We start from the raw sequence: 12716 nt of genomic DNA, 5'->3' as shown, positions 1-12716 counted from the left end.
TATGAGCACATTACAAAAGAAATTCACAGCGGTCCTTCAGAAGAGCCCTGCGAAAGGCGGCTGGACTTACGTCGTATGGCCGGAGTCTGTTAGTTTTTTCAAAACGAAGGGATTAGTAAAGGTTCGCGGCACCGTAGACGGGCAGCCTTTTCAAGGCTCTTTTATGGCATTAGGTGATGGAAAGCAAAAATTGTCCTTTAACAAGGAAATAAGGAATTTGATCGCTAAAGAGGCGGGCGATGCCGTGACTGTGTGCTTAACTGAACGTATCGATAAGTTTGAATAAAGCAAGGTCCCAGCCCTGGGATTGCTATTGCTGATTGCCTCCTATATGAGACTTACCGACACTTTCGTCAAAGGCGGATGTCGCACCGGTAAAATCGGAACCTGGCATACTGGATTCGACTCCACCAGCGTTCTTCGCCAAATAAACTAACTTTGAACAAAACGGCCAATGACCAGCAGCGAAGTAAAAGTTCAGCTCACGGCGATACGCGAAAACCTCCCGCTGCAATATTCGCAGAGTGGCGCCCGCAAAATGATGTCGTCATACGAGAACTATAAACACATCCTGCAGGTGCTGGGTCAAAGCTATTCCAGCATAAGCTCCCCGGTCCGGTCCGCGCTACCTGAGATCGAAACAGCCATCAGACAAGCCATTAGAGGCGCACAAAAAAAAGAAGCAGAGGAATGCTTTAGCCAGGCCAGACGGCAGATGATAGAGGGCATCAATAGTATTCTTTTGGCTGACGCAAGGAAGCTGCAGTAGGGCAATTGCTCCAAACCTGATCTGCCTTTCTCATTTTGGCTACAAGATCCCCCGGTTAAGCTACAAGCCCCCAACGGCGCATCCCGGGGTTTTGGACGGATCTGGGCCGAAACCGCACTCAAACGTGGTGATAAAGTGGGATTTGGATAAAATATTTCCTGCGTTCGATCGTCTACCCTCTATATGGCGAAAAGACTCCCTCTGATCCTCCTGCTGTGGCTGGGTACGGACCTCTACTTTTATCAGGCTGTAAGACCCTTTGTCAATTCCAGCGCCTGGTTATGGGCATATTGGCTCATCGACCTGTTGTTGATGAGCGGCATAGTTGCTGTAATTTTTGTGCGGCGAGGCTCACGCACGCAGCAAACGCTGATCGCCTGGCTGATGGGACTGATGCTACTGGCGTGGGTTCCCCGGTTATTTTCCTTCCCCTTTTTGTTAGTCGAAGACATTACCCGGCTGTTTCGCGGGTTTCCGCCGAGGGTGCTCTGGGTAAGCGAGCTGACCCTGGGCACGGCGGCGGTGCTGTTCCTCCTTGTGTTGTTCGGTATTACCCGCGGGCGGCATTTTTATCGGGTAAGACGTGAAACGATCTATTTCCCGGACCTGCCCGAGGCGTTTGACGGTTTTTCCATCACACAGATCACAGACGTCCACTCCGGCAGCTTTACTAACGGCGCCGGAGTGCAAAAGGGGCTGGACCTTGTCAACGCCCAGCAAAGCGAGGTCATTCTGTTCACCGGCGATCTGGTCAATAACCATGCGTCTGAAATGGACAGATGGATCCCTGCTTTTGCAGGGTTGACAGCGCCGATGGGAAAATTTTCGGTGCTGGGGAATCATGATTACGGTGACTATATTCAATGGGCATCGCACGACGCCAAAGATGCAAACCTGACCCGGTTGAAACAGGTACACGCCGAGATCGGCTTTCGCCTCCTGCTGGATGAGGCGATCACCCTTCAAAAGGATGGCCAGTCCATTACGCTGTTAGGCGTGGAGAACTGGGGTAAGGGCGGTTTCCATAAATATGGCGACTTAAAGAGGGCCACCGCGACTGTGCCAGATGATGCCTTTAAGATCCTGATGTCACATGATCCCTCACACTGGGAGGCCGTAACGCTCGATCATCACCAGCACATCCACCTTACCCTGTCGGGGCATACGCATGGCATGCAATTTGGCATCGAGCTTTTCGGCTTCAAGTGGAGCCCCATAAAATATGTGTACAAGCAATGGGCCGGCCTTTACCGGAATAATGGGCGTTTTCTCTATGTCAACCGGGGTTTTGGCTTCCTGGGATTAAAGGGGCGGATCGGTATGTGGCCGGAAGTGGCGGTGATCACCTTGAAACGTAAATAAAGGAGCCATCCGTTCGGCTGTTACCATTTGCAACTGTTAGCTCGTGTTCCAACTGCTGTACGTCGGGCCGAAGGTTAGTGGCCAAAGGAGCTCTTAATAATGCCTTCACTAATTCTTTTCAAACGCCCTCGAACCGGGCGTTTTCACTTTCTGTATTGGTAAATAAAAAATTAGGATACAGTTTTCTGCTATTTTCAGTTCTTTGGCTTTTGGCTTTAAGTTGTTACTTTCGTCATCAGTAATCGTTTTCGGCTTCAGTTCCAGGCTGGTCAGTAAAATATCAGCACGGTAGCAAGCCATCCAACGTTGTATACAATAAGTAAGACTGGCTATGAGAATTTTACTTTCCATTTTAATACTTGTTTTATTGACCGCCTGCTCTGCTGAAAAATCAAATGAGATAAGAAGCGACATTTTTATTTCTTCTTTTGATACAGGTTTTGATGTGCATGGAAAGTCAATTCTAAAAGACGGTTCGCAATCCATTCATTTCAGTAAAGATTTCTGGGATTACTTTATCCGTACACACCCTAAGTCAAGTGGGATGATTTTCATTATGCCACTATACAACACAAGCAACAACTATGTTTCTTTATCTGACACTTCTTATACTTTTTACAATGTAACTCACTCGGGTTCATTTTTATTCAAAAAGCTATTGGCTGACAGTGTAACCGGGCGCGAAAAGGAAAATCAGTCTTTGGGTTCTTTCTTTGTAATGCCAAACGACACAACCGGGACTACAGCAAAAGGCAAAAGAATAGAACAAAGGTTGAAAGACTATAAAATCACTCCGACTGTGAAAAAAGAATTTGACCGTCTAAAAAGCATTTTAACCTTGCAAGATACATCAGAACATTATGTGATAGTTTTCAGGAAAAGCTTTGCTGATAAAATCTATATGCTTTACGAATAAATCTTGCATCTGAGATATCCCAGGTTGGCTAAGTTCAAAATAGACATCAAGCAGGCAGTTAAATTCGTTATGACTGTAGGCAATATCCATTCATCGAAATGTCCTATAAAGCAGTACATTCCACAGGACGAAAACGATGATTATCTAATCGCCCTGGCATTACAGACATCTTCGGGGTATATCACTTCGGGCGATGACGATATTCTGTCAGAGAAGAAAAACCTGGGAAGGCGACATAAGAAACTTACCATCCTGACAAAAGCGGAATTTGAGCGCATGTTCGCATAAAAAAATACTTTCCATGAAAATGGGAACTTGAATATCTTGTTACTAATCTGTTACTAAAATCGTTGAAATGCCCTATTGACGGTCGTTTTCATTTTCTGTATTGGTAAATAATAAAATTTACCTATTCTTTCCATCAATTGTTAGAATAAAGCACTATAACCTCTTGTTCCCCGCAACAATGATGCTAAGCGCCATATTGTTGACTGCCTACCGTAATGCGAGTAACCATCAATGGGGTTGAAATAGTACTCACAGCAAATATTGTATTTTTTTTAACCTATATGCACAATCGGTGGAGACCTCGGCTCAGCCTTCCATGTCAGGGAAAGTATTTGTTGCAGACCGACACGTGGAAATGCAACATTACCGGCTTTTTTTCAGTCGGATTAAACCTAAGTATCTCAATCACATCTTAAAGGCAAACACTTTAACATGAAAATCACCAGGATCCTTAATGCCCTTTTGACGCTATTCACTGTTCTTTCTTTCAGTGCTTGCACCAAGACGGTTACGCAGGCTGTCAATCAGGTATATTCAGCTACTTACACGATCAAACCGACGGATTGGGCGCTGGACAATTCAGGACTGTTCTACTACAAGGTAGACCTTAGCGTTCCGGAAATAGACAATTTGGTGGTTCAGGATGGGGGCGTAGAGGTTTACCTTTCATTCGATGGCGGAACTACATTTGATGCAATACCCGAAACGATATCCGGCATTACATACAATGCATTACACCAGGCCGGTACGTTGACGATCGGTTACTACACTGAATCGAATATAGCGACTCCACCGCCGCTTCCCAATGGCTCCGTGTTGGCAAAAGTCATCATATTGGATGGAAAGCCTTTATAGGGAGCAGGGGCGAGTCAATATTATCAAATTTATTTATTCAAAAGGGTAAGCCTCACCAGAGTGGCTACATCGAACGATTCAATCGAACCTACCGGGAAGAGATCCTGGATAACTATGCCTTTGACAGCCTAAGTCAGGCCAGAAAGATGACGCAGGCTTTGAGGATGAATGGAACATAGCAAACCTGTTGAGTATAACGGTGTTGAATGGTTATTTTGGCAATTTGTAGTTGATACTCAGAGACCATTGGTCCAGCCTGGAAAAGATGAAAGCACTATCGTAACTCCAGCCACCTAGCCAGGGAAAGCTAATAGAATTAACGACTACAATGGTATCGGGATTAGTAGTGTTATGCCAGGCATAATAATCACTATGGCTGGATGTAGCCCCGGAAAAGGATTCGGGAATAACTAATTGATTCGTATCTTCAAAAATGACCACCCTATTATGAATGCTCGTGTCGACTTGCTTTAAGGTTACAATACTGTTGATGAGGGGCGGTTCAGAAAGGCACAGAACATCAACTTCTGTGATTAGGTTCATCCGCGATAGGTGAGAACCATTTATGTTTTCCTTATAGTTAACATGGTAAATGACATCTCCTACGGTTATAGGAGTCTTAAATTTTTTCCAGTCGGAATAAGTTGCAACGGTAATGGCGGTGGCCTGTGCGTCCCCGCATTTGTTTGTTTGACTAGCGGTTTTATTAGCAGTTTTGATGCAGGAAGCCAGGCAAGGTAGTAAAACCATGCCCACGCAAAAGAAAGAGAGTTTCATGGTTTTTTTTATAAAGTTAGCCTCTTTCAAATGGGATAAAAAACTTTTGTATATTCAGTTGAAATATAGCAAGTAAGAACTATCCGTCGGGCAAATGGTCCTATTCAACTTTTGTTGGCGGGAGTATCCCGTTCGCCATCGTCTTCAAATAGCGGATTACTTGTCGAGGATTTGTTGTCAAAGGTGTCTGAATCGAACTAATTTCTTGTTACTAATCTGTCACTAATTCCTGCCAAACCCGCGTCCCATGCGAAAAAGTATATTCTGTATTGGTAAATAATAAAATTTACCTATTCTTTCCATCAAAAGCTCCCCAATTGATAAGCCTATGGATTTATCTTCCTTTTTCATACTTACATACGAAGGCGAATCTGTCTTGCCAAATTCAGTTGACTTGAGCAAGCATGAAATTGTTTTTTACCTTGACGCGAATCTATGTTTAGATATTGTAAGTTATTTTGATAATAAAGGACTATTAGACAAAGCCCTTATTAATGTGCAAACTCTTATTGTGTTTTGCCAACAAAATAAAATTGAAGTTGTACCTAAATTTGGAGCCCTTGAACTATGTCATAATAAGGTTTCTAGGAATCTTGATATCTTAAAATGTAAGGAATTTGTTAATAAAATTACTTATGCTTTTGATAAGCAATTTGATAACTCAGTAAAACTAAATCAGATTGACTTTAAATATGAAATAGAAGTAGGAGAAATGGATCGTAAAATTTTTGAGACATTTTTTCCTTTGATTCTTACCAGCTATGTAACACTTTTGAAAATTTACGTGCTGTGTAAAAAGAATAACCCTCAAAAGGGAAATGTACTCAAGAATCTAAAGCTCTTGCTTCATTGGTGTGACAAACATTTAAATGCGTCAATGGCATCGGAAATTCAGCTTGCCATTAAAATTTTTGGAGGAAATTCTGAGTATAAAAAATGATTGCCCTTGACAAAGTCGGAGATAATGTAAATGACATTTTACAGTCAATTTGGGGAACGGCTTGGGATTTTTTTCATATTCGCATGATCCATTACGTATCTATAAATGTAGAAGCAAATAATAAGCAGTATTTTGTTACACAAGATAGGAACATTTATACGTTACTTAAGTCTAATAGGGGCCAGGGCGCAATAACTATCTTACGTCAACCATTTATGTCTTTCTTGAGCTATGATTTAGAAATTCAATACAAAGAGCAACATATTTTGGATGAAGTTTATAATATTCTGAAAGAATTTACTTTCAAAAGAAGTGTAAACAGTAGGATGGATGAACATTTAGATTTAAATCTAATCGCTAGTCTCAAAATTGATTTAGAAAGTGATATTAGTCGACTTTATGGAAAGCAATCAACGGATCAAAATAAAGGAGTCTGAGTTTGAGAACAAGCATTTTATGAATTACAAAGTGTCAAGGTGTTATTGCTGAATCAAGTTTGCTTATAATTTAAGGATATTCAAGTATTTATATTCTAAAATATTGTAATTAGAAACTCAAAGAAGAGTAACGATCTTTGAAATACAATATTAGGTTATGCTATACACTGATTATATCGAATCCAATGCAGGGGTCATGCTGGGAAAGCCTGTTATTAAAGGAACCAGGATTACGGTAGCTTTGATCTTGAAGAAATTATCGGAAGGAGCTACTCAACACCAGCTTTTAGCATCATATCCTGGTCTTTCCGAAGCTGCTATTAACGCCGCTCTTGCTTATGCCTCGGATGTCATTTCTAACGAAACGGTAATTGCTGTTGCATGATCCTTGCTGACGAAAACATCCCTTTTGAGATTACAAAATCTCTTCGGGGTGAAGGTTTCGAGGTCACTTCGATTTATGAAGCCGCGCGAGGAATAAGTGATGAACAAGTAATTGAAATGGCGGTGAAGTATGATTTCATCCTGCTCACAGAAGATAAAGATTTTGGTGAATGGGTATTTGCCCATCATGCAAAAGGGTTAAGCGTCCATTTTTTGCGACTATCACGACCAAGAAAATAAGGGTTCGGCAGTTGTAGATTTCCGAGGAAAAATAAGTTACTAATTTGGGACTAAATTCGCTGAAACGCCTTGGAATCGGGCGTTTTCATTTTCTGTATTGGGAAGGAGGCGGGGTGCGAGGGGCACGGGTTTTGGACTGAGAATCAGGTGATTTCACTCTTGGGAAGGCTATCGCAGCGGTCACATGCTCTACCCGCGAAAACCCGCATTCGGTTAGGCCAGGAATGAACAACGGCTGTTCGAAAGCGGACACCAGGAGAGGGTTTCCATGATGGCAATATTTTGATTTTAAATTTGTTATGGTTTTGGCCGAGCTTTTGGACGATTTTGGGCATAACTGGTAAACCTATGTTCAGAGTCAATTTTCGCCTTTCGCTGCGCAGTCTGCTAAAGAACAAACTTTATTCTTTTATTAATATTTCGGGATTAGCTGTCGGTCTGGCCAGTGCCATCCTTATTTGTCTGTGGATACAGAGTGAGGTGAGTCACGACCGATTCCATCCGAATATAGACCGGCTATACTTGCTGAATAACCGCGATCAGAACAATGGCGGCGTCTATGTCTGGAATTACACCTGCGTTCCATTGGGACCCGCGATCCAAAAAGATTATCCCGAGGTGGAGCGGGCGGTGAGGGTTAACAATTCCGGCGCTAATTTTCTGATCTCCGCAGGAGACAAGCATTTCAGCATCCATGGGAATTTTGTGGATACGGGATTTTTCAGCCTATTCAATTTTCCGCTATTGGAAGGGAACCCGTCTACGGCTTTAAACAGTGTGAAGAATATCGTATTGACGCAGCAATTGGCCAGGAAGCTGTTTGGCAACGAGGACCCCATGGGAAGGACGGTACGGGTGGATAGCGTAGATTATCTGACGGTGACGGGAGTCCTGAAGGACCTGCCGGCCAATACGAGCTTTCAATTCGATTACCTGCTGCCCTTCTCCTATTTTCTCAAGATCTTTCCCAATGGCAACAACAATTGGGGGAATAGCAACCTGCTGACTTTTGTGACGCTGAAACCGGGGGTTCCCTTGGCGGAGTTTGACAAAAAGGTGGCAAATATTATTATTTCACACTTGAAGCCGGGGGAAGCGACGAATAAGGTTTTTGCGCAGCCTTATAAAGACGCATGGTTGTATTCGAAGGCAGAAAATGGTCAGTACGTGGGCGGGCGGATCGAGCTGGTAAGGATGTTCATCCTGATTGCCGTATTTATCCTGGTGATCGCCTGTATCAATTTCACGAATCTCAGCACGGCACGAAGCGAGAAGCGGGCGAGGGAAGTGGGCATCCGGAAGGTATCCGGGGCTTTGCGTTCTTCTCTAATAGTGCAGTTTATTGGCGAAAGCATCCTCCTGGCGCTGATAGCAGGGATATTATCGGTGGGTATCGTTCAACTATGCCTGCCGGGCTTTAACGAGGTGGTGGGTACGCGCCTATCCATCGATTATGGTAATCCGTGGTATTGGATGTGGACTTTGCTGTTTGTTGTCCTGACGGGGGTGTTGGCGGGTATCTATCCGGCCTTTTATCTTTCTTCTTTCCAGCCGGTGAAGGTATTGAAAGGCTCGTTCAAGCCGGTGAAAGCGCTGCTGACGCCTAGGAAAATACTGGTCGTTTTACAGTTTACGTTTGCGATCGCGCTGATCATCTGCACGATCATCGTGGAGGGGCAGATCAGGTTTGCGGAAAACAGGGACGCGGGTTACCGGAGAGATAATCTCGCCTTTTTGATCATGTTCGGAGACGCAAGAAAGAATTACGAGCTGATCAAAAAGGGTTTGCTTTCCAGCGGAGCGGCGACGGCTGTTGCACAAACCAGTGCACCGATGACGGAAAGCTGGGGAAACTCCAATGGGTTTATCTGGAAGGAAAGCAATACCGCGGACACGAAGTCGAATTTCAATCTCTTCAGCGCGGATGAAGATTTTTCTGCTACGATGAACCTGCAGGTTCTGCAGGGACGAAACATCGATTACGATCGCTATAAAACGGATTCGACGGCAGTCCTGCTGAACGAGACGGCTGTTAAAATGATGCGCCTGAAGCATCCAATAGGAGAAATCATCCGAAATATGTATGGCGGTCCGCAACTGCATGTGATCGGCGTGATCAAGGATTTCATCCTCGAGAATCCCTATGAGCCGGTAGCGCCGATGATCATCGCGGGACCTGTTATGGGCTATATGGTCGTCAATTTCAGGATAAACGAGCACCCGTCGTATGGGGAGAATCTGGCGAAAGCGGAAAGAGTATTTACGAAGTATAACCCGCAATATCCCTTCAACGTGCGGTTTTACGATAAGGAGTATGAGCTGAAGTTTGCAGATGAGCTGCGGGTGGGTACGCTGGTGGGTTTGTTTGCGTCGCTGACGATCTTTATTTCCTGCCTGGGGCTTTTTGGGCTGGTGGCGTATATGGCGGAAAGCCGGATAAAAGAGATTGGTATCCGAAAGGTGCTGGGGGCGAGTGTTACCAATATCGCGGGGTTATTGTCAAAAGAATTTCTACGACTGGTATGCATTTCGTTTGTCATTGCTTCGCCCATTGCATGGCTGGTGATGCACAAATGGCTGGCAAGCTATTCGTATAGGATCGCCATCGAGTGGTGGGTGTTTGTAGTTACAGGATTCGTTTCGTTAGTAATAGCGTTAGCCACGGTGAGTTTTCAGGCAGTGAGGGCGGCGCTGGCTAATCCGGTAAGGAATTTGAGGACAGAATGAGTGGGTGTACTTTCCTGTTGCTTATTGTATCCTCGCAGCAGTTATGTTGTAGCTGCAGGAGCAGGAATTAGCCTGGCTTCCATAGTTCGGCTTATACATACCGGAAATAGTTCCGGTTAAGGTTTTCCCATCTGCGCTTATCTGAAGGGTTCCGTTTACCGGACCGCTGCCATTATTACTATTTGGTCCGCCGGGGCCGTTATTTACGTGCAATCCTGCGGTATCATTATTATTAATGATCTGCGTTAACTGGTTGGGGTTCGAACTTAAAATTTGGGCATTCAGAAAACCGGCCCAGTGAGTCGAACTATCTATGTAAATGGCATTTGCTGCGGCATAGGAACTTCCTACGTATGCGGGATTGATTACAAAATTAATTGTTTTTGTATAGCAGGTACAGCCTCCCCCGGCCCCGCTGATACCACTGCCCGATGGTACTGCCTTGCCCAAATAAACAAGCAGGGGAGCATTGGAAACCGTCTCCTTTGCAATGAATGTTTTTACATATGGGTCATTGGGCACTGTCATCGTGGTTACCGTATTGCTCCCATCGGCGTCAACGGATACCAGGGTAACCATGATCCCGGACGCACCGGAAAATATCGCATTCGAGATAGCCTGCCCGGGCTGCCAGTTGTTTAAAGAATTAGTTATCAGGGAATCGCTGATGGTTTTCACCGGATTTTTGCTGCTGTCCACATAATTTACAAGGATATAGCTGGGATTTGTTCCGCCGAGGTTACTTCCCTGCAGATGAACATCCAAATAGCCTGTTGATCCAACTAAAGTGCCTTTGAAATGCAGAGCTGGAGTATTCTGCGATGAGGAGTTCGAACCTTTTGAGCAACTGAATATGAGTAGTACCAGGAGTAGGGTAATGATGAGGAGCGATTTCATTTGAGTTCGGGGTTTCATAAATAGACGATACGAAAATAAGCGGCTTAAACGTAACGGCACATACCAATAATCCGGTATTTTTTGAAGGACCTTTGCAAATAATTCCCCGCCGCCAGGGGACGACATTCGGGAGGTGATTAGAGTTGAATGAGGTTGAAGGATGCGGGAGGCCCTTTCGCCTGTTGCAATTTACCGCCCGTAGAGAGTGAACCCAGGTATACGGCGGCGAATTCGAAGGATTCGATCAGGGCAGCCACTACATTGGCAGCTTCCTGATCATTTCCAGAAAGGGAGAGCACTCGGCGTCCGCCCTTTTGTTGAGGCGCCTGTTCCAGCACTTTATAGAAACGCTGTAAAACCGGACGTTTTCATTTTCTGTATTGGTAAATGACGGCCTCCCGTTTCCAGGGGCTCTGGACAAATACTAATAAAAGGGTAATTCCGTTATTATTTTTGGAAAATTTAATATGAAAAACTACCACCTGCCTTGACTGTGAAAATCATCATCACTTTTTTAATCTTGCTACCGCAATTTATTATTGCCCAAAATATAACCACCGTGGCTGGAACCGGCGCCGGAGGGTATAATGGGGATGGTATTAGCGCTGTTTCCGCGCAATTGCAGGGTCCGCAAGGACTAGCGCTTGATGCATCAGGAAATTTATATATAGCCGATCTGGTAAATTCCCGTATTCGCAAGGTAGACATCGTGACAGGAACGATAAGCACTGTAGCGGGAACAGGTACGGCGGGTTATAATGGGGATGGGATTTCCGCTACCGCCGCTCAAATAGCGTCTCCCTCTGCGTTGGCTTTTGATGGGGCCGGAGATTTGTATTTCTCCGACCGGGCCAATAATCGCGTCCGAAAAATAACGATCAGTACAGGCATTATCAGCACCATCGCTGGAACAGGAACGGGAGGATACAATGGGGATGGGATCGCTGCCACTGCTGCACAATTGAACTGGCCCAATGAAGTGTCTTTTGATGCAGGCGGGAATTTGTATATCGCAGATTGGGTGAATCACCGTGTTCGGAAAGTAGATAAGCTCACAGGAATTATCAGCACCGTCGCGGGAACAGGAACAGGCGGTTATAATGGGGATGGAATTGCTGCTACCGCTGCGCAGATCAATGCCCCTTGCGGGATAGTTTTTGACAATACAGGGAATATATATATCGGGGAATATGGAGGTCAGCGCATCCGCAAAATAACCATCAGCACCGGCATTATCAGCACGATCGCAGGAACCGGGACAGCAGGCTATAATGGGGATGGCATCGCTGCTACCACTGCCCAATTGCATGGGATCGCCTATATAAAATTCGATGGCGCGGCAAATATGTATATCGGAGACGCCGCCAATCAACGGGTGCGTGAAATAAACGCCGGCACCGGGATCATCAGCACGATAGCAGGTACGGGAACGGCGGGCTATAATGGGGATGGCATCCCTGCTACCACTGCCCAATTGAATCTTCCTTTTTATATACTTTTTGACACGCCCAACTGTAATATGTATATCGGGGATTATGTTAATAATCGTGTTCGAAAAATTACGGGTGGGTTTACAGGGTGCACGCCCTTGCCGTTACAATGGCTATCTTTTACCGGGAAGAGCAAGGACAGTTATAACTTTCTCGAATGGCAAACCGTCGGCGGGACCAGCAAGGATCACGTTGAAATAGAAAGAAGCAAAGACTCCCGGAACTTTGAAGCGATCGGAGTTGTGAATGAAGCCGGTGATGCAGCGCAACCATATTCTTATTCTTTTGTCGATCGGTATCCGCTTAATGGAATAAACTACTACCGCCTCATCCAAACCGATAATGACGGTAAGCTAACTTACTCGCAAATCATCGCTGTAACAGGCCCTCAGTTGAGCAATTTGTCAATTAATATTTATCCCAATCCGGGCAATGGTCAAATCAGGCTTACAAGTTCCGACATCATTGAGGAAATGAAAATTTCAAATCTGGCTGGGCAAATTGTTTATCACAGGAGATCCAATGAAAAAAACCTTTCCCTGCAGCTTGATAAGACTGGAGTATATTTCATTCAAATTACCACTGCTAATCAGACCATCACCAAAAAAATTACCTTATTCAGGTAAAAAACAAC

The 12716-nt window shown here is 44.7% G+C and carries 16 protein-coding genes and 1 pseudogene; 13 read left to right on the top strand and 4 right to left on the bottom strand.

Features of this window, described 5'->3' with window-relative positions:
* Position 1: 1 nt before the first annotated feature.
* From IEY39_RS24490 to IEY39_RS24480, 3 genes are all read left to right on the top strand, one after another.
* Positions 2-286, top strand: a complete 285-nt coding sequence (locus IEY39_RS24490) for a DUF1905 domain-containing protein (protein WP_188936623.1) — start codon at positions 2-4, stop codon at positions 284-286.
* Between the two features lie 168 nt (positions 287-454).
* Positions 455-769, top strand: coding sequence for a hypothetical protein (locus IEY39_RS24485; protein WP_188936621.1), 315 nt, complete (start codon positions 455-457; stop codon positions 767-769).
* A 183-nt stretch (positions 770-952) separates the two neighbouring features.
* The gene (locus IEY39_RS24480) at positions 953-2131 is read left to right on the top strand and encodes a metallophosphoesterase (protein ID WP_188936619.1); all 1179 of its coding nucleotides are present in this window, start codon (positions 953-955) and stop codon (positions 2129-2131) included.
* 108 nt (positions 2132-2239) lie between these two features.
* Here the strand turns inward: IEY39_RS24480 and IEY39_RS24475 are convergent, their stop codons facing one another.
* Complete coding sequence (locus tag IEY39_RS24475) at positions 2240-2482, bottom strand: hypothetical protein (protein ID WP_188936618.1); 243 nt, start codon at positions 2480-2482, stop codon at positions 2240-2242.
* On the opposite strand from IEY39_RS24475, the gene IEY39_RS24470 reads away from it, so the two are divergent.
* The 4 genes and pseudogenes from IEY39_RS24470 to IEY39_RS29940 form a co-directional block, all read left to right on the top strand.
* Positions 2463-3047: a hypothetical protein gene (locus tag IEY39_RS24470; protein ID WP_188936617.1), complete on the top strand. Its 585-nt coding sequence runs from the start codon at positions 2463-2465 to the stop codon at positions 3045-3047. The two genes, IEY39_RS24475 and IEY39_RS24470, sit on opposite strands and share 20 nt — an antisense overlap.
* 69 nt (positions 3048-3116) lie before the next feature.
* Entirely contained in the window at positions 3117-3335 is a 219-nt protein-coding gene (locus tag IEY39_RS24465; RefSeq protein ID WP_188936616.1) for a hypothetical protein, read from the top strand.
* A 432-nt stretch (positions 3336-3767) separates the two neighbouring features.
* Positions 3768-4190 (top strand): hypothetical protein, encoded by a 423-nt coding sequence (locus tag IEY39_RS24460; protein ID WP_188936615.1) that lies wholly within the window; start codon positions 3768-3770, stop codon positions 4188-4190.
* A 32-nt stretch (positions 4191-4222) separates the two neighbouring features.
* A pseudogene (locus IEY39_RS29940) lies at positions 4223-4345 on the top strand (integrase core domain-containing protein); the annotation flags it as partial.
* 55 nt (positions 4346-4400) lie between these two features.
* On the opposite strand, the gene IEY39_RS24450 reads toward IEY39_RS29940, so the two are convergent.
* Complete coding sequence (locus IEY39_RS24450; RefSeq protein WP_188936614.1) at positions 4401-4967, bottom strand: hypothetical protein; 567 nt, start codon at positions 4965-4967, stop codon at positions 4401-4403.
* A 328-nt stretch (positions 4968-5295) separates the two neighbouring features.
* Between IEY39_RS24450 and IEY39_RS24445 the strand changes: the two genes are divergently transcribed.
* From IEY39_RS24445 to IEY39_RS24425, 5 genes are all read left to right on the top strand, one after another.
* Positions 5296-5907, top strand: coding sequence for a hypothetical protein (locus tag IEY39_RS24445; RefSeq protein WP_188936612.1), 612 nt, complete (start codon positions 5296-5298; stop codon positions 5905-5907).
* Complete coding sequence (locus tag IEY39_RS24440) at positions 5904-6344, top strand: hypothetical protein (protein WP_188936610.1); 441 nt, start codon at positions 5904-5906, stop codon at positions 6342-6344. The genes IEY39_RS24445 and IEY39_RS24440 overlap by 4 nt, the downstream gene beginning before the upstream one ends.
* 157 nt (positions 6345-6501) lie before the next feature.
* Positions 6502-6729 carry a DUF433 domain-containing protein gene (locus tag IEY39_RS24435; RefSeq protein WP_188936609.1) on the top strand — a complete coding sequence of 76 codons (228 nt, stop codon included), beginning with the start codon at positions 6502-6504 and terminating at the stop codon, positions 6727-6729.
* Complete coding sequence (locus IEY39_RS24430; RefSeq protein ID WP_188936607.1) at positions 6726-6968, top strand: DUF5615 family PIN-like protein; 243 nt, start codon at positions 6726-6728, stop codon at positions 6966-6968. The genes IEY39_RS24435 and IEY39_RS24430 overlap by 4 nt, the downstream gene beginning before the upstream one ends.
* 348 nt (positions 6969-7316) lie before the next feature.
* Positions 7317-9695, top strand: a complete 2379-nt coding sequence (locus IEY39_RS24425; RefSeq protein ID WP_188936605.1) for an ABC transporter permease — start codon at positions 7317-7319, stop codon at positions 9693-9695.
* A gap of 21 nt (positions 9696-9716) precedes the next feature.
* On the opposite strand, the gene IEY39_RS24420 is transcribed toward IEY39_RS24425, so the two are convergent.
* Together IEY39_RS24420 and IEY39_RS24415 are read right to left on the bottom strand one after the other, a co-directional pair.
* Entirely contained in the window at positions 9717-10718 is a 1002-nt protein-coding gene (locus IEY39_RS24420; protein WP_229689075.1) for a hypothetical protein, read from the bottom strand.
* Positions 10719-10729: 11 nt separating this feature from the next.
* Entirely contained in the window at positions 10730-10891 is a 162-nt protein-coding gene (locus IEY39_RS24415; protein ID WP_188936599.1) for a hypothetical protein, read from the bottom strand.
* A gap of 194 nt (positions 10892-11085) precedes the next feature.
* On the opposite strand from IEY39_RS24415, the gene IEY39_RS24410 reads away from it, so the two are divergent.
* Positions 11086-12708 carry an NHL domain-containing protein gene (locus IEY39_RS24410; RefSeq protein ID WP_188936598.1) on the top strand — a complete coding sequence of 541 codons (1623 nt, stop codon included), beginning with the start codon at positions 11086-11088 and terminating at the stop codon, positions 12706-12708.
* Positions 12709-12716: the final 8 nt, after the last annotated feature.

This window comes from Puia dinghuensis, assembly GCF_014642875.1.
Classification (GTDB): Bacteria; Bacteroidota; Bacteroidia; order Chitinophagales; family Chitinophagaceae; genus Puia; species Puia dinghuensis.
This window is presented reverse-complemented; position numbering and strand designations above follow the sequence as displayed.